10 protein-coding genes are annotated in these 17,701 nt (G+C 68.0%); 2 read left to right on the top strand and 8 right to left on the bottom strand.

The features are described from left to right. Positions 1–15 precede the first annotated feature (15 nt). The 7 genes from AX669_RS00390 to AX669_RS00420 all read right to left on the bottom strand — a co-directional run bounded on the left by AX669_RS00390 (position 16) and on the right by AX669_RS00420 (position 12,373). Positions 16–2,688, bottom strand: coding sequence for a bifunctional GNAT family N-acetyltransferase/acetate--CoA ligase family protein (locus AX669_RS00390; RefSeq protein WP_062255884.1), 2,673 nt, complete (start codon positions 2,686–2,688; stop codon positions 16–18). Between the two features lie 12 nt (positions 2,689–2,700). Further along, positions 2,701–4,050 (bottom strand): sialidase family protein, encoded by a 1,350-nt coding sequence (locus tag AX669_RS00395; protein WP_197418811.1) that lies wholly within the window; start codon positions 4,048–4,050, stop codon positions 2,701–2,703. Then, on the bottom strand, positions 4,047–7,055 hold the full coding sequence (locus AX669_RS00400) for a type I restriction endonuclease subunit R (RefSeq protein WP_062255888.1): 3,009 nt from the start codon (positions 7,053–7,055) through the stop codon (positions 4,047–4,049). The genes AX669_RS00395 and AX669_RS00400 overlap by 4 nt, the downstream gene beginning before the upstream one ends. Then, entirely contained in the window at positions 7,052–8,272 is a 1,221-nt protein-coding gene (locus AX669_RS00405) for a hypothetical protein (protein WP_156444876.1), read from the bottom strand. The genes AX669_RS00400 and AX669_RS00405 overlap by 4 nt, the downstream gene beginning before the upstream one ends. Next, positions 8,269–10,221, bottom strand: a complete 1,953-nt coding sequence (locus AX669_RS00410) for a class I SAM-dependent DNA methyltransferase (RefSeq protein WP_062255915.1) — start codon at positions 10,219–10,221, stop codon at positions 8,269–8,271. Before AX669_RS00410 ends, AX669_RS00405 begins: the two co-directional genes overlap by 4 nt. A gap of 69 nt (positions 10,222–10,290) precedes the next feature. Then, on the bottom strand, positions 10,291–11,163 hold the full coding sequence (locus tag AX669_RS00415) for a hypothetical protein (protein ID WP_062255892.1): 873 nt from the start codon (positions 11,161–11,163) through the stop codon (positions 10,291–10,293). Positions 11,164–11,218: 55 nt separating this feature from the next. Then, positions 11,219–12,373, bottom strand: coding sequence for a Fic family protein (locus tag AX669_RS00420; RefSeq protein ID WP_062255894.1), 1,155 nt, complete (start codon positions 12,371–12,373; stop codon positions 11,219–11,221). Positions 12,374–12,643: 270 nt separating this feature from the next. Here AX669_RS00420 and AX669_RS00425 point away from each other — a divergent pair, with 270 nt between their 5' ends. Further along, positions 12,644–15,244: a DNA topoisomerase (ATP-hydrolyzing) subunit A gene (locus tag AX669_RS00425; protein ID WP_062255895.1), complete on the top strand. Its 2,601-nt coding sequence runs from the start codon at positions 12,644–12,646 to the stop codon at positions 15,242–15,244. Between the two features lie 250 nt (positions 15,245–15,494). Further along, positions 15,495–16,376, top strand: coding sequence for a sucrase ferredoxin (locus tag AX669_RS00430; protein WP_082740396.1), 882 nt, complete (start codon positions 15,495–15,497; stop codon positions 16,374–16,376). 27 nt (positions 16,377–16,403) lie between these two features. On the opposite strand, the gene AX669_RS00435 is transcribed toward AX669_RS00430, so the two are convergent. Further along, positions 16,404–17,678, bottom strand: coding sequence for an AI-2E family transporter (locus AX669_RS00435; protein WP_062255899.1), 1,275 nt, complete (start codon positions 17,676–17,678; stop codon positions 16,404–16,406). Between the last annotated feature and the right edge of the window lie 23 nt (positions 17,679–17,701).

The raw sequence follows: 17,701 nt of genomic DNA on the forward strand, positions 1-17,701 counted from the left end.
CTCTGGAGGGCGACCTCACGTCATGGCCCGTCGGCCCGAGTCCTGACGCAGCGACGCGGGCGCCAGCGTGATGCGCGCGCCGAGGACGTCGAGGCCGCCGGGGTGCGTGCTCACCGGGTTGAGTTCGAGGTGGGCGATCTCGGGGTTCTCGTCGGCGAGCACGGACACCCGCGCCACGAGATCCTCGATGGCGGCGCGGTCGATGCCGCGCCCGCGACTGCCGTCGAGCAGCGGCCACGCCTTGATCGAGCTGACGAGTTCGCTCACGTCACCGGTCGTCAGCGGCGGGTTGCGGTAACCGACGTCGTCGAGCAGGTCGGTCGGCGGGCCGGAGACGGAGAACGAGACGACGGGACCGAACAGCGGATCCTCGACGCTCGTGACGGAGCAGCCGATGCCGGGGGTCGCCATCTTCTGCACGACGAACTGGTCGGGGCCGTACTCCTCGAGACGCTCCGCGAGCGCCTCGTAGGCCTCGACGACGGCGAGCGGCGAGCGCAGGTCGGCGCGCAGCGCGCTCGCGACCTGGTGACGCACCTGCGGCGCGATCGACTTGACGACGACGGGGAAGCCCAGCTCCTCGGCCGCGTCGACCGCCTCCTTGGGCGAGCGCGCCGGGACGGAGGGCCACACCGAGATCTTGGCGAGCGCGAGCAGCTGCGCGGTCTCGTCGGCGGTGAGCTCCCGCCCGTCGGGCGATTCGGCCATGATCGAACGCACCATCTCGTGCACGCCCTTGCGGTCGATGCCGAGCGGCGCGACGGGTTCACCGCGATCGCGCCCGCGCCACTCGGCGTAGTTTGTCGCGGCGGCGAGCGCTCGCACGCCGTCCTCGGGCATCGGGTAGGAAGGCACGATGCGCGTCGAGCCGTCGGGCGGGGACGCCGACAGGTCGTCGCTCACACCGTCGATGCCGAGGAACGTCGTGACGCAGGGCTTGTCGTACTGCGCGCTGACGGCGGCGACGGTGCGCGCGACGTCACGCCCGCCCGTGATGAGCGGCGGGATGAAGCTCGCGACGACTGAGTCGACGTTCTCGTCCTCGAACGCGGCGACGAGCGCGTCACGGAACGCGTCCTCACTCGCGTCCGCGGCGACGGCGACGGGGCCGCGGGTGACGTCGAGCTTCCAGCTCAGCGCCGCGTCACCGCACAGCGCGCCGAGCGCGTCGGAGTTGGCGACGACGGCGACGCGCCGCCCCTTCGGCAGCGGCTGGTTGACGACGAGCTGCGCGACGTCGAAGAGTTGGTGGACGTTGCCGACGCGGATGACGCCGCTCTGGCGCAGCATCTCGCGGAAGGCACGCGGAGGCGTCCGTGTCTCCCGGACGCGGTGCCCGGGCGGGCGTCCGAACGCGGAGACCTCGGACTTCACGACGACGACGGGTTTGCGCAGCGCGAGCTGCCGCGCGATACGCGTGAACTTGCGCGGGTTGCCGACCGATTCGAGGTAGAGGCCGACGGCGTGGGTGTCGTCGTCGTCGATCCAGTACTGCATGAGGTCGTTGCCGGAGACGTCGATGCGGTTGCCGGCGGAGGCGAAATCGGACAGGCCGAGGCCACGCCGTCCGGCGCTCGCGAGCACGGCGATGCCGAGCGCGCCGCTCTGCGCGAACAGCCCGAGGTGGCCGGCGGGCGGCATCTCGTAGGCGATGGAGGCGTTGAGGCGCGTGTCCTCGCGCGTGTTGATGAGCCCGAAACTGTTCGGCCCGACGACGCGCATGCCGTGTCGGCGGGCCAGCGCGAGCAGCTGGGCCTGACGCTCGGCGCCCTCGGGGCCCGACTCGGCGAACCCTGCGGAGACGACGAGCAGCGCTCGCACGCCCGCGCCGCCGCACTCGGCGACGACGTCGAGCACCTTCGGAGCCGGCACGGCGATGACGACGAGATCGACCGGTTTCCCGATCGCGCTGATCGAGGGCACTGTCGGCAGGCCCTCGATCGTCTCTGCCTCGGGGTGCACGACGTGGAGCGTGCCGCGGTAGCCGCCCTCGACGAGGTTGGCAAGCACACGACCGCCGACGGAGCGTCCGTCGCGCGAGACGCCGACGACGGCGATCGACGACGGGTTGAGCAGCGCACGCACCGACTGCGACTCGGCGCGCTGCTCGCGCGCGAGGCGCACGGCCTGTGACTTCTCGTTGGGCTCGATCTCGAAGCGCACGGAGATGACGCCGTCGTCGAAGTTGCGGCTGACGTCGTAGCCGGCCTCGGTGAAGACCTGGATCATCTTGCGGTTCTGCGGCAGCACGTCGGCGACGAACTCGGCGACGCCGCTCTCGGCGCCGATCGCCGCGAGATGCTCGAGCATGACGGAGCCGACGCCGCGGCCCTGGAAACTGTCGGCGATGTTGAACGCGACCTCGGCGCTCGTCGCGTCGCGCCCTCCGAGGCGGTCGTAGCGGCCGATGCCGATGATGTCGTCGCCAACGGTCGCGACGAGGGCGACACGTTCGACGTAGTCGACGTGCGTGAAGCGGCGCACGTCACGATCGCTCAGGCGCTTGATCGGGGCGAAGAAGCGCAGGTAGATCGATTCCTCGCTCTGCGCGGCGTGGAAGCGGTGGATGCGTTCGGCGTCGTCGGGGCGGATGGGGCGCACGTGGGCCACCGAACCGTCGCGCAGGACGACGTCGGCCTCCCACTCGCGGGGGTAGTCGGCCGGGATGCTGGGCTCCACATCGCTCATGTCGTCATTCAATCACCGTGCGCCGACAGCGTGGCGTGACCAGTGCACGCCGTCGTCGGCGGAGGTCCAGATGTCGCCGTCATGGCGCGTGACGGCGGCGACGCCGGGCTGGCTCGCCTGCAGGGAGTCGAACCCTCCCGGGCTGGGGCGCGACGTCGGGGAACCCTCCGTCCACGACGCGCCGCCGTCCTTGCTCGCGGCGACGGCGATGTCGCTGAGCGATCGCGTCGTGCCGTCGAGGGCTTCGCGTGGGCCGCCGCTGACGGCGACGACGTGTGTCGGATCCTTCGCGGCGATCGTCACGTGCCCCTGCGTGGGCAGTGTGAGGTTGCCGGCGCCGACGAGCTGCCACGTCGCGCCGCCGTCGACGCTCGTGACGGTGGAGTAGCTCGTCGAGCGGGACGTGACGACGGCGTCGCAGACGGCGACCATCCGTGACGTCGCGCCGAGGCCGGTCGCCGCTTCGATCGTCTTGCCGTTGCACGCGGGCGGGGTCGACAGCGGCGTGAGGGCGTCGCCCGTGAGTCGCCACGCGCCGGAGGCTTCGCCGCCGCTGCGTTCGGCGTGCGCGAGGACGAGCAGGTTCTCGCCGGCCGTCACGATGCCGGCGTCGCTCACCTCGCCGGGCGGCGTGACGCCCGCGACGGCGTCGGTGACGGCGGGCGTGCGGCCGGTGCCGATGCGGGCGACCTCGAGGCGTCCGGTGCAGCCACCTTGGATGCAGCTCGCGGCGGTGAGGGCGTGGGCCTGGCCGTCGTGAACGGCGACGTCGAGAACGCTGACGCCGGGGTGCTGCACCTGCGTGAAGCTGCGACCACCGTCGTGGGTGACCCACAGGTCGGAGCCGAACAGGTACCCGGTGCGCGCGTCGAGGAAGCGCAAGTCGCTGATCGCGCCGGCGGGTTGGATGAGGGGTTGCGCGTCGCCCTGCGCGGACGACACGTCGGCCTGCGTGAAGGAGTGCACCTGCTGCCAGGTGCGGCCGCCGTCCTGGGTGCGCAGCAGGGCCGGGCAGGGTGTGCCCGCGCACGTCGTCTGCGCGAGCGCGAACTGGGTTTGGCCGAAGCGCGCTGACAGCGCCCACACGATCGACGACGTCGACGCCGGCGTCGCGGCCTGCGCGATCTCGACGTTCGGCGACGAGCCGGACGACGGCTCGGCCGCCACGCCCCCGCCGACCGGCTCGCCGGCGCGAACGGTGCCCGGGCGCAGCGGGTCGCGGACGATGGCGCGCGCGCCGTAGATGACCGCAACGACGCCCAGGGCCGCAAGCACGAGCGCGAGCGCCGCCCGCATGCTCGGCGAGCGGCGCAGTCGATGCCACCGGTCCGCCGTGGACGGGCGCCGGCCTTGCCCGCTCACCCCACCATCTCCCGTCGGAACTCGTCGTACGTGCCGGCGAGATGGCCGATCAGCGCCCGCTTGAGGCCCGGCTTCTCGAAGTAGGAGTTGACGAACTGCTCGTTCGCGTCGTGCCGTTCGAGCATGACGTCGGCGAGCAGTTGTTCGAGCACCAGCTCGAAGGCGGAGCGGTCGTTGTACTGCGCGACGACGCGCAGGCGGTCGTTGTCCTTGACGGCGGCCCATTGCTGGTCGATCCAGATGCGGTCGCCCTCGCCCAGGTCGGCGCCGAACTTATCGTTCATCGCCTCGATGAGCGCCGAGAGCTTGTCCTTCTCCGGCTCGTTCTGCGAGCCCTTGCCCTCACCGGGCAGTGCGACGCCCGCCTCGTCGCTCGCCTCGAGCCCGATGTCACCCTCGTGCGAGACCGACAGCCGCAGGTGCGTGAGCTGGACGGCCTTCGACAGCTGAGGCATCGGGTCGCTCTCGCGCTGCGGCAGGTCGGCGAGCAGCAGCTTGCCGTAGAGGAACAGCCGCTCCAGCGTCGCGTCGACCCACGGCATGACCTGCGCGAGAAACGCGTACGCGCGCACGAACTGTTCGAGCGTGCTGCGGAACTCTTCGGCCGCGTCGTCGTCGAGGGCGATGAATCGCCCGACGGCCGCGCCCACGTTCGCGTAGATGGCGGGCTGCTTCGCGTCCGCCCCGTCGAGCAGGGCGACAACCGCCGCCTCCATCTCGGCGAGCGACAGCACGCCCGCCGATTCGAGGTCGTGCTGCAGCGTGTAAAGGATGTTCGGGTCGGTCGGCGCCGCCAACGACTGCTCGTAGAACGGCGCGAACGCGTCGCGGATCTCCTCGGCGGTGTTCGCGAAGTCGAGCACGAACGTGTCCTGCTTGCCCGGCCGCGTGCGGTTGAGCCGCGACAGCGTCTGCACCGCCTTCACCCCGGCGAGCTTCTTGTCGACGTACATCGTGTGCAGCAGCGGCTCGTCGAACCCGGTCTGGTACTTCTCGGCGACGACGAGGAACTTCGCGTCGTCGTCCTCCTTGAACCGCTTGGGGAGCTGCGACTCGGCGAAGCCGTTGATCGACGCCTCGGTGAGCACGACGTCGGGCGCCCCGTCCTCGGTGACGGTGCCGGAGAACGCGACGAGCGCGCGCAGCGGACGAGCGCCCGTGTCGTACCCCATGCGTTCGATGTAGCGCGCGATGGCCTCCTGCGTGCGCACCGCGTGCAGCCGCGAGCGCGTCACGACCATTGCCTTGGCCTGCCCGTCGATCTTGCTCATCGTCTTGGCGCGGAAGTGCTCGACGATGACCTCGGCCTTCGCGTCGAGCTCGTACGGGTGCAGCGACGCGAACCGGGCGAGCGCGGCGCGGCCCTTGCGGGTGTCGAGGTCGATGTCGTCGCGCGGCTCGGTGTTGGCGAGGCGGTAGTAGACGTCGTACGTCGTGTAGGAGGCGAGCACGTCGAGGATGAAGCCCTCGTCGATGGCCTGGCGCATCGAGTACGTGTGGAAGGGCCGGTAGTCACCGTCGGCGTCCTTCTCCCCGAACTGTTCGAGCGTCTTCGGTTTCGGCGTGGCCGTGAACGCCAAGAACGACAGGTTCGTGCTCTTGCCGCGTTGCTTCGCGGAGGCGAGCAACGCATCGTTCGCCTCTTCGGCTTCCTCCGCTTCGGCCTGCGCAGCTTCCTCGGCCTCGAGGCGGACGTCGCCGCGCAGGACTCCCTTGAGCTTCTTCATGCCGTCGCCGCCGGTGGAGCTGTGCGCCTCGTCGACGATGACGGCGAACCGCTTGCCGGCCACCTCGCTCGTCTCCCCCTCGGCGGCTGCCTTCTTCGCGAGTTCGACGACGACGGGGAACTTCTGCAGCGTCGTGATGATGACGCGCGCGGCGTTGCCTTCGAGCGCGTTCTTGAGCTGCGCGGAGTTCTTGTCGATGCGCACGATCGTGCCGGGCGTGTGGTCGAGGCCGGCGACGGTCTCCTGCAGCTGACGGTCGAGCACCGTGCGGTCGGTGATGACGACGACCTTGTCGAAGATCGGCGTGTCGTCCTCGCCGTGCAGGCGCGAGAGGGAGTGCGCCGTCCAGGCGATGGTGTTCGACTTGCCCGAGCCCGCCGAGTGCTGGATGAGCCGGTCGACGCCCGCGCCGTCGCGGCGGGTGGCGTCGAGGATCGAGCGCACCGCGTGCCACTGGTGGAAACGCGGGAACAGCACCGTGCCGTCGCTGACGTGCAGGAACGTGCCGAGCAGATCGAGCCACGCGTCGCGCTGCCACACCTGCTCCCACAGGTAGGCGCTCTGGTAGCCACCGCTCGCGGGGTCGACGGGCGGGTTGCCGGCACTGCCCGGGTGGCCGGGGCCCGCGGAGCCCTGGTTGAAGGGCAGGAAGCGTGTCGCCGAGCCTGCGAGCCGCGTCGTCATGGCGACGGCGTGCGGGTCGACGGCGAAGTGGACGAGCATGCGGCTCGCGAAGATGAGGTCGGCCGGGTTGCGGTCGCTGCGGTACTGCGCCATCGCGTGCTCGATGCCCTGCCCGCTCAGCGGGTTCTTCAGTTCGGCCGACGCGACGGGCAGGCCGTTGACGACGAGCGCGAGGTCGAGCGAATCGCGCGGGTTCGACTCGGAGTGGTGCAGCTGACGCACGACGCCGAGCCGGTTCGCGTCGTACTTGCGCTGCATCTCGTCGTTGAGCCCCGAGGCGGGCTTGAAGTAGCAGAGCTTCACCGGCACGCCGGAATCCTTGACGCCGCCCCGGAGCACGTCGAGCGTGCCGCGGTGGTCGACCTGCTGCTGCACTACGGTGACGAACTTCTCCCGCGCCGCAGGCTCGCCGCCGTGACGCGTGACGAGCTGCGCCCACGCCTTCGGCTGCGACGCCTCGACGAACGCGATCACCTCGTCGGGAAACAGGCCGCGCTTGCGGTCATAGGTTTTCGGGTCGACGCTGACCCACCCCGCCCCGAGCAGGTGCGCCTCGATGTTCGCCTCGAACGCCTTTTCCTGCGTGACGGTCATGCGTGCTCCCCAGGGATCTTCGTGGATGCCGTCGTCACGTCGAACTCACCCGTGACGGCGGCTGTGATGAGGGACTGCTTGTATTCGGCGAGAGCAGCCATTGAACCGTTCAGACCATCCAATCCCGTTTGGTAAGTCGCCCATAGGGCGTTCAGCGATTCGCCGACCCGTCGCCGCTCTTCGGCTGCGACTCGGGGGACGGCGAGACTGCGCACCTGTTCCAGCCCCATACCCGCCTTCGTCCCGCCGTAACCCGACAGGGCATATTGGTCGTGCAGCGAGTGACATTGCAGCACCCAGGCGATCCAATCGGAGTCGCGGCGGTTGAGCGGACGGATGCGCGCCACATGTTGCGAGAAGGCACCCGTGCCACCTCGCCAAACACTGACCTCTCCGAAGACAGCCGTGATGCTCAACAGAACATCACCCGTTTCCAACCGGCTGCGCGTCGCCTCAGCCCCGGGGGGTGGAGCAACGTGAAGAAGGTTTGTGCGATCGAGCTCGATGCCGAGGGGGCGTAGGTTGGTGATCCTGACGAACTCCGCGCCCTCCTCGCAGACTAGATCGCCCCATCCACGCGGCCCGCTCGTAACATCCGCAACGAGAGTCTTCAAGGGAACCGATTCTCGCTGAGGCCACAGCCTGGTCTCCAACTCTGCTCGTAGAGCCTCGAACGCGAGAGCCCTCTGGAGTCGCCGCGCGGCAATGATTTGGTCGATACGTGCGACGCGGTCGTCGAGAAAGTCAGCGATTCGCCGTTGCTCCGTCAACGTCGGACAGGGTAGTTCGATCGTCTTGAGATCCGCCCACAGGATGTCGAATTGCGATGGCGGCATCCATTTGCTGAGTCGAGTAAGTTCGGCTAGATAGGGGCGACTCAAGAGGACATACTGCAGGAAACGCGCGTCCGCGTCACGAGGACGCAGGACAATATAGGCCGGAGAGACGATTCCGCGATAGCCACTCGCCCCGAACCCCCCTTGCCAAGTTCGCAATCGGTTGAATACCAAGTCACCTGGTTGCACGAGTTGGTACTTGGCTAGATCAGCGCCGAGCACATTGTGGTTACCCTCGGTATCGCTGCGGCGAACGACTCCACGCTCAAGAAACACAGAAAGTGGCTCTTCGCCCGCATGCCCCACGTCCTGAACTCGGCTCGCCATCGCCCCTAGTTTGCGGGTGGGCATCCCTGACGAAAGGATGTCTGCGACATTCACAGCCCCAAGTCCTTCATCCAGCCTTGAATCTGCGTTTCGAGGTCGCGGATCTCGGCGGCGATCTCCTCCACCGGGCGGGGTGGTTCGTACACGTAGAACTGGCGCGTGAAGGGAATCTCGACGCCGATCTTCGTCTTCGTGTGGTCGATCCACGCGTCCGGCACGTAGGGCCGGATCTCGGATTCGAGGTGCGCCTCGGCCGTCTCGCGCAGCGCGGCGGTGCGCTCGTCGGGGGCCAGGGAGAACCAGCCGTCGGGCAGGGGGACGTTCTCGGTGTCGCGCAGGTCGGCGTCGGGTTCGGGCTGCCCCTTCTTCGTGACGATCGGCGCGTCGGGGTCGGCCACGGCACACGCGGTGGCGAACTTCTTGCGCTGCGCCGCCGTCAGCTTCGCGATCGCGTCGGCCTCGGCGAGCAGTGCCTTCTCCGTCTCGAACCGCTGACCGGCCAGGGGCGCGAACACATCGAACGGCGTATCCGCGACGGCCTCCGCCGTCACCTCCCAGCGACGGCGCATCGGGCGCTCCACCGTGATGCGCTGGAACCCGAACGCCTCGCGCGGCAGCACCTTGACGCGCGCGTCGTCGTCCGCTTCGTCGAGGGCACCGCCGTAGAGGCGCCCGATTTCTGCGATGGCGTCGGCCGTCAACTCCTTGCGCTTGTCGCCGAGCGACTTGCGCATCTTCGTGCCCATGGCGCGCGCGTCGAGGAGCTTGACGAGCCCGCGGTCGGCGTCGGCCTTGTCGTTCGTCAGGATCCACACGTACGTCGATATACCGGTGTTGTAGAACATCTGGTCGGGCAGCGCGACGATGCCTTCGAGCCAGTCGTTCTCGAGGATCCACTGGCGGATGCGCGACTCCCCCGAGTCGGCTGCGCCGGAGAACAATGGCGAGCCCGACAGCACGATGCCGACGCGCGAACCCGTCGGCTTCATCTTCGACAGCATGTGCTGCAGGAACAGCAGCGACCCGTCGGACGAGCGCGGCAGGCCCGCGCCGAAGCGTCCGTTCATGCCCTGCTTGGCGTGCTCCTCCTTGATCGGCGCCGCGTAGCCGGCCCAGTTCACGCCGTAGGGCGGGTTGGCGAGGATGAAGTCGAAGTGGTCGGCGCCGAACGCGTCCTGCGTCAGCGAGTTGCCGTTGCGCATCTGCTTGGGGTCGATGTCCTGCATCATGAGGTCCGATTGCGCGATGGCCCACGTCTCGTCGTTGAGCTCCTGGCCGTAGACCTTCACCTCGGTTTCGGGATTGAGCGCCCTCATGTGCTCCATCGCCGTCATGAGCATGCCGCCCGTGCCCGCCGCGGGGTCGTAGACGGTGCGCACCGGCAGGGGGCTCTCGACGAGTTCGCGGTGCGCTTCGCCGCCGACGAGCAGCTCGACCATGAGGCGGATCACCTCACGCGGTGTGTAGTGCTCACCAGCCGTCTCGTTGCTCATCTCCGAGAAGCGCCGCAACAGGTCTTCGAAGATGTAACCCATTGCCTCGTTGCTCACGACGCTGGGGCGCAGGTCGAGGTCGGCGAAGTCGGCGAGTACGCGGTAAAGGATGCCCGCGCGATCCATGCGGGCGATCTTGTCGTCGAGGTTGTACGCCTCCATGACGACGTACGCGTCGCTGCTCAGACCGCGGATGTAGTTCGACAGGTTCTCCGCGAGCGCCTTGTCGTCGCTGAGCAAGCTCGTGAACGTGAAGCGCGAGATGTTGTAGAACCGCTGCCCCGCCACCTTCTTCAGCATCATCGCCTGCGGGGCGGCGATCGTCTCGAACGTCTTCGCCTTCGCGAGCACGGCGGGCTTGGTGTCGACGAGCACCGCATCCATGCGGCGCAGCACGAGCAGCGGCAGCATCACCTGGCCGTACTCGTGCTGACGGAACGTGCCGCGCAGCGTGTCGGCGACCTTCCAGACGAACGCGACCTTGTCCTCGAAACCCTGCGGTGATGCCATGCGGGCCATTCAATCAGCCGGTCGAACGCCAGGGGGCGTCGTGGCCGTTGGTCGGGCGTGTCAATCGGCCTACCCCCACTCCGGCCGCAGTTGGCGACACATTTCCACGAAGTGAGGATCAGGGTTGTGGTGCCGGTAGATGGCATCATCCGTCGCGCCCTCGCGCTCCAGGCGCCCACAGTCCTGCTGGTGTCTGACGAGAAACAGATCGACCGACTCTTGGTCGGTCAGGATGCCCCCACCCTTGATCTGCATGACACCGGTCGACTCGACACCTGGCGCGAATCGCTCTATCCGGCGGAACCAGCGGGGCCGCTCTACTGCCTCAGCCAGAGCGATGGCCTCGAGAGCGCCAGTGTGGCTGCACCCTGCGCTGGTAATCCTTGCAAGCAGCTCCTGGTCCACCGATCTGGCAGCCCAGGAATGCAGATATTCTCGCCGGGGCGTTTTCGAGAGCACGTCGTAGCAGCCCTTCGCCAGAATCAGGCCCAACACCGTCGCCCAAATGTTCGTGCTCAGACCATGGACGTCCGGCGCTAACCCCGCCGTCCATCCGCGAGTGAACCACACCAGGCCCGCTGTGAGAATTACTCCCACCGCGCTAATTGCGTGAAATTGCAGCCTCGCCTGCCGGGCCCATTCATTCTTCGGCATCGTCCACATCGCGAAGACAGACGAAGAAAGCACGTGAACCACAGTCATGGCGACTAGCGCAGCCAGCGACGGCAGGGCGAGCTGATCAGCACCGTGGACGGTCAGGATCCCAGCCATGGCCACCGGTCCGCACCGAAACATCGCGTATGTCCACCATGTTCTGCTCACGATGATGCTGACGAGCTGATCGGGCGCAACGTACCTCTCGGGCCACTCCACTGACAGGTAGCGGTATAACCACCGAAGCCCGAGCGCGATGCCGCCGCCCCACAAGATGCTCCAGACCATCTGTTCTCCCTCGATCGGGTCTGCATGGTTACGGTCTTGATCGCTTCAGAGGCCACTAAGGGAGGGAATTGCGGATCTGCCGCATGAGGTCGGGGTACGGGTCGACGAGGGTGCGCTCGCCGCGCGCTTCGCGCACGACGTTCTGCAAGAGTTCGCCCGGAAGGTAGTAGCGGCCACGGCCGCGCGTCGTCCCCTCGGGGCTGAGCAAACCCGCCGTTGCCAGCGCCGCCAGGTCACGTGTCGCCGTGCGTTCTTCCACACCGGTGCGGTTGACGTAGGTGCTGCGCCGGATGCGGATGCCCAGGGCAGCGTCGAAGAGTGCATCGACCGAGCGCTCCGGCACCCCTGTCGTCGCCACCAGGCCGTCGAGCGCGCTCCAGACGTTCTCCGCGTCGCGGAAGCGCCGCCGGAGCGTCTGGGCCTGCTGGTGGTGGGCTCTGAGGGAGAACTTCACCCACGCCGTCGCGTCGCGCTGGGGGTTCCAGGCACCCTGCCCCGTCGCGGCCAGGACGTCGTAGTAGGCCCGCGTGTTGGCGCCCAACCACTCCTCGATGCTGGAGAACTCCGGCTCGAGAATGTCGTCGGTGGCGAGCACCAGCGTCTGCAGGACGCGGGCCATACGTCCGTTGCCATCACGGAAAGGGTGGATCATGACGAAGTTCAAGTGAGCCATGGCACCACGAACCATGCTGTGCTCCCCCGATGACGCACTCATGGCGCCGACCAGGGCGTCGATGAGAGCCGGCACGTCGTCCGGATCGGGCCCCTCGTAGACGTTGGCTCCGGTCGATTCGTCTTGAACGTAGATGGCTGCCCGCCGAGACTCGCCGGGGCTCTTCGACAGGTCATGTTCGAGGAGCATGAAGTGCATCGTCCTGAGCGTGTGAGCATCGAGAGCGAACCCCGGCAACGTCGCCATACGCAGCACGTACGTGAGCACGCGCCGATAGCCCTCGATCTCCTTCCACGTGCGCTCATCCGCCGTCAGCGGCTCATCGCCCTCGACTGCAGCCGCCGCATCCTCGGGGGTCACGTCGTACCCCTCGATGCTGTTCGACCCCCTGATGGCACGCGCTTGGGTCGTCCGGCGCAGGCCCCCGGACCATCGTTTCGGGGCGCGCAGCACAGCGGCCATCTCGCGACGGATGGCATCGATCTCGTCGAGCACAGCGACGTCGACCTCGTCGAGGTCCGGTGTCTCGTACAACATGGCCACCCCTCCGTCGTGTCCCGATTTCTCGATGTCGTTTGCATTAGGACATAGAGACAGTAACCCGCCGCGTCGTTTGCATTAGGACATAGAGACAATAACCCGCCGCGTCTCTATGTCCTAATGCAAACGACATAGAGACATGACTGCCACAGGATGCACCCACACCTCCGCCGCGTGTCGCGAACCCCCGTCAGCGCGCGGATGCGCGAGGATGAGCGATGCACCCTGCCCGGGCACCGGGCGTCAGCGAGCTAGTGAGGAAGCGCAGTGGCACGCACGAAGAAGCCCGAGATGCCGGACGAGGACATCGTCGAGAACATCATCGACATCGATGTCGAGGACGAGATGCGGGCGGCTTTCCTCGAGTACAGCTACTCCGTCATCTACTCGCGTGCCCTTCCCGACGCGCGTGACGGGCTCAAGCCGGTGCAGCGGCGCATCCTGTTCTCGATGGACGAACTCGGCCTGACGCCGAACAAGAACCACGTCAAGTCCTCGCGCGTCGTCGGCGAGGTCATGGGCAAGTACCACCCGCACGGCGACTCGGCGATCTACGACACGCTCGTGCGCATGGCGCAGGACTTCACGATGCGCCTGCCGCTGATCGACGGCCATGGCAACTTCGGCTCGCTCGACCAGGGCCCCGCGGCGTCGCGTTACACCGAGGCGCGTCTCGCGCCCGCATCGCTGACGCTCGTGGCCGGCCTCGACGAGAACACCGTCGACTTCGTGCCCAACTACGACGACTCGCTGCAGCAACCGTCCGTCCTGCCCGCCGCGTTCCCGAACCTGCTCGTCAACGGCGCGAGCGGTATCGCCGTCGGCATGGCGACGAACATGGCGCCGCACAACCTCGGCGAGGTCGTGCAGGCCGCGGTCCACCTCATCAAGAACCCCGACTGCAGCCTCGACGACCTCATGCGCTTCGTGCCGGGCCCCGACCTGCCGATGGGCGGGCGCATCATCGGCCTCGACGGCATCCGCGACGCCTACCTCACCGGCCGCGGTACGTTCCGCACGCGCGCGACGGCGACCATCGAGAACGTCACCCCGCGCCGCAAGGGCATCGTCGTCACCGAACTGCCGTACCTCGTCGGGCCCGAGAAGGTCATCGACAAGATGAAAGACCTCGTCGGGCAGAAGAAGCTGCAGGGCGTCTCCGACGTCAAGGACCTGTCCGACCGCCACCACGGCCTGCGCCTCGTCATCGAACTGAAGAACGGCTTCAACCCCGAAGCGGTACTCGAGCAGCTCTACAAGCTGACGCCGATGGAGGAGAGCTTCGGCATCAACAACGTCGCACTCGTCGACGGCCAGCCGCGCACCCTCGGGCTCAAAGAGCTGCTGCGCGTCTACACCGACTTCCGCATCGACGTCGTACGCCGGCGCACCACGCACCGCCTCGGCAAGAAGGAGGACCGCCTCCACCTCGTCGACGGCCTGCTCATCGCGATCCTCGATATCGACGAGGTCATCCAGATCATCCGCTCCTCCGACGACTCCGCGACGGCGCGGGCGCGCCTCATGCAGGTGTTCGACCTGTCCGAGGCGCAGGCGACGTACATTCTCGACCTGCAGCTGCGCCGCCTGACGAAGTTCAGCCGCCTCGAGCTCGAGAAGGAAGCCGACGAGCTGCGCGCCGAGATCGAGAAGCTGCGCGCGATCCTCGCCGACGTCAAACTGCTGCACAAGGTCGTCTGCGACGAACTGCTCGCCGTCGCCAAGGAATTCGGGACGCCGCGTCGCACCGTCCTGCTCGAGGGAAACGGCACGCAGGCGGTGGCGAAGACGGCATCCAAGTCGTCGATGCCGCTGGAGATCCCCGACGACCCGTGCTGGGTGCTGCTGTCGTCAACCGGCCTCATCGCGCGCACCACCTCGGCCGATCCGCTGTCGACCGACGGTGGCCGCCGCAAGCACGACGTCGTCCTCGCCGCCGCGCGCACCAGCGCGCGCGGTGAGTTCGGCGTCGTCACGTCCGCAGGTCGGCTGTTCCGTGTCAGCGCGCTCGAACTGCCGCACCTCGTCGACACGCACGCAGCGCCCGTCCTCGACGGCGGCGCGCCCGTCGCCGCGTTCGTCGACCTCGCACCCGGCGAGAAGGTGCTGACGGTGACGTCGCTGCGCGCCGACTCCCCCGGCCTCGCACTCGGTACCGCAGCGGGCGTCGTCAAGCGCGTGACGACGGAGTACGCGAACAAGCCGATCATGGAGGTCATCACGCTCAAGGGCGACGACGTCGTCGTCGGTGCCGTCGAACTGCAGACCGGCACCGAGGAGCTGACGTTCGTCACGAACGAGGCGCAACTGCTGCACTTCAACGCTGCGAACGTGCGCCCGCAGGGCCGCACCGGCGGCGGTGTCGCCGGCATCAAGCTCGGTGCCGGCGCACGAGCGATCTTCTTCGGCTCCGTCTCGCGCGACGGCATCGTCGTCACCGGCGCGGGGCACCCGGGCTCGCCGAACGGTGAGATCACCTCGCTCAAGGTCGCACCGTTCACCGAGTTCCCCGCCAAGGGACGCGCGACAGCCGGCGTCCGCGCCCACCGCTTCCTGCGCGGCGAGAACCACCTGACGTTCGCGTGGGTCGGTTCCGCGCCGGCGCGCGCGGCGGATGCTTCGGGCAAGGCGATCGGCAAGCTGCTCACCCTCGACGACGCAGACGGCAAGCGCGACGGTTCCGGCGACACCGCCCCCGGCCAGATCGCCGCGATCGGCACGACGGCGCCCTACGCGTCGGTGGCCGCCGATGCGTCGTCCGCCGAAGTGGCCGAGCAGACGCCGGTGACGGCGGGCGAAGAGACTGACGACGGTGCGATCGGCGACGACGGAAGCCGCCTCAGTCTGTTCGACGGTGACGACGCCTGACGTTCGGCGGGGTGGGTGCTGGCGCGGGGCGCTGCGGGCCTCTATGGCGGCCCCTGGTGCAGTTCGGATCGACAGCTGAGTCACTTGGTTGCCGCTGTGTCAGTCAGGACTGACACAACCACCACCACGTGACGCAGCTGCGGCGGGCGCGCCGGGTGACGGCCAGGGTTCTGCTGAGCGCGTGTCATCTGAGGCGCTCGCATCAGAGCGCGAGACCCATCGTGCCTTGGCGCGCCTCTAGGCTGGGGGCATGATGACGTCACCCAGTTCGTGCTCGCTCGATTGGGAAGCGGCTGGCATGCCTGCGTGGGGGACGGCGAAGGTGGCGCGCGTCATCGTCGCCGTCGAGGTGCCGGGCGCGTGGGGACGCGATGCCGTCGGCGATTCCGGGCTGCCGCAACCTGCGGACGCAACGCTGTACCTCATCCGTCGTGTCGGGCGACATGCCGTGGCGGGTGAGACGGCCCGGGTGTTCGTCAGCGGTGGTTTCGGTGACGAACCGTGGCTCGTCGAAGCGGCCCTGCGACGCGAAGACGTGACAGGTCTGCTCACCGGCGATGTGGCAGATCACGCGAGGTTGACGTCTTTCGGTTTCGCCGCACGCCCCGAGCCTGTGCTGCTCGTGTGCACAAACGGCCGCCGCGATGCCTGCTGTGCCGTCCGTGCCCGGCCCGTCGCGGAGGCTGCGCATGCCGCCGCACCCGACAACGTGTGGGAGATCTCGCACATCGGCGGACATCGGTTCGCGCCGACGGCGATCCATCTGCCGAGCGGCCAGACGTTTGGCCGGCTCACTGGTCAGGTGGCCGCTCAGCTCGCGAGGACGACGATGACGTCGACGCTCGATCCTGCTGTGCAGCAGTCGTTCTCATCGACCACACACCGCGGGCGAATCGACCTGCCGCCCGTCGCTCAGGTGGCAGAGACGTGGTGGCGCGAGCGCCATCCGGGCCTGACGATGGCCCCCGTCAACGACATCGGGGTACCCGTAGCCGACCGCCAGGACGGGTGGCTCGTCTCCCTGCCCGACGGAACGACCCTGGCCGTCACGTCGGTCGTCGGTGAGCCGCTTCGCGACTCGTGCCTCAAGGACGCGAAACCGTCCGCGTCCTACAGCGCGCGGGTGAGCTGAGTTCTCCTCGATCACATGCTCAGGGCGTCATGCCTTCGTCGACCCGCCTGCCTCCGTGTTGACGGCACTGTCAGGCGCAGCATCGGCTGTTGAATCGGCCCCCGCGAGTTCGACGGGGTCGCGCTGGCCCGGTGGGTCGTCATTCGTCGCAGAGTCGTCGTCGTCGAGATCCTTCTTCGCGTCGCGTTGCGCGGCGTCGAGCGTCGAGCTCTTCACCTCGTAGCGCGTCTTGTAGAGGTCGAGGATGGCCATGGCCGTCGCGGCGGCGGGCACACCGAGCAAACCGCCGGCGAGGCCGAACATGTTCGCGCCGGCGAGGGCGGATGCGAACGAGACGGCCGGGTGGACGTCGACGGCGCGTGCGCTGATGTTCGGCTCGATCGTGACGTTCTCGATCTGCTGGTAGACGATCGCGAAGATGAGGATGAACAGGCCGGTGATCGGTTTGTCGCTCGTCGCGCCGACGAGGACGGGCAGGACGATCGAGATGTACGTGCCGATGTTGGGCACGAACTGCGCGATGATGCCCGTCCACAACCCGAGCGCCAGCCAGTACGGCATGCCGATGAGCATCATGAACGTGCCGTGAATCGTCGCCGAGATCGTCGCGAGGATGAAGCGCGCCGCGACGTACCCGCCGACCTTTGCGACGAACACCTCCCACACCGTCAGCACGACGCGCTGCTGACGCGGCGGGAACAGCCCTGCCACCCAGGTGCGCAGACGCGGTAGGCCGGCCGAGATGTAACAGGTGAAGAAGATGAGGACGAACAGGTTGAACGCCGTGGACACGACGCTCGTCACGAGCCCGAGGACGCCGCCGGCCAGCTGCGAACCGTAGTTCGCGACGTTGTCGGGCGTCAGGTTGACGCTCGAGAGCAGCTTGTTGATGTCGTAGTCGGTGTCGAACTTGCGGTTGACCCAGTCGACGCAATCCGTGACGAGGCCGGGCGCCGCACTGATGAGCGCCTGCACCTCGTCGACGAGGAGGCCCCCGAACGCGGCGAAGAACCCGACGACGGCGCACGCCAGCAGCAGGACGACGAGACCCGTCGCGAGCGCACGCGGCATGTGCATCGCGAAGCGCGACACGGCCGGTTCGATGGCTGCGGCGAGGAAGAACGCCATGACGACGTTGAAGACGACCGAACCCGCCGACCCCGTCAGATAACCGAGGGCGGTGAGCAGGGCGAGGGCGCCGATGACGATCCAGGTGGCATGCCACACCGACTTGAGGTCCAGAGAGACCTTGAGGTGCTGCGGTTCGTCGTCACCGACATCGGCGCGCCTGAACAGTGTCATGTCGTCGTCGTTTCGCTCGCTGA

This window comes from Dermacoccus sp. CCH2-D9, assembly GCF_001556795.1.
In the GTDB taxonomy this organism is placed as follows: Bacteria; Actinomycetota; Actinomycetes; order Actinomycetales; family Dermatophilaceae; genus Dermacoccus; species Dermacoccus nishinomiyaensis.

Coding starts and splice junctions, on each gene's coding strand:
- AX669_RS00390 (WP_062255884.1), bottom strand. CDS start 2,688: ATGAGCGATGTGGAGCCCAGCATCCCGGCCGACTACCCCCGCGAGTGG.
- AX669_RS00420 (WP_062255894.1), bottom strand. CDS start 12,373: ATGTTGTACGAGACACCGGACCTCGACGAGGTCGACGTCGCTGTGCTC.
- AX669_RS00410 (WP_062255915.1), bottom strand. CDS start 10,221: ATGGCATCACCGCAGGGTTTCGAGGACAAGGTCGCGTTCGTCTGGAAG.
- AX669_RS00430 (WP_082740396.1), top strand. CDS start 15,495: ATGATGACGTCACCCAGTTCGTGCTCGCTCGATTGGGAAGCGGCTGGC.
- AX669_RS00435 (WP_062255899.1), bottom strand. CDS start 17,678: ATGACACTGTTCAGGCGCGCCGATGTCGGTGACGACGAACCGCAGCAC.
- AX669_RS00415 (WP_062255892.1), bottom strand. CDS start 11,163: ATGGTCTGGAGCATCTTGTGGGGCGGCGGCATCGCGCTCGGGCTTCGG.
- AX669_RS00400 (WP_062255888.1), bottom strand. CDS start 7,055: ATGACCGTCACGCAGGAAAAGGCGTTCGAGGCGAACATCGAGGCGCAC.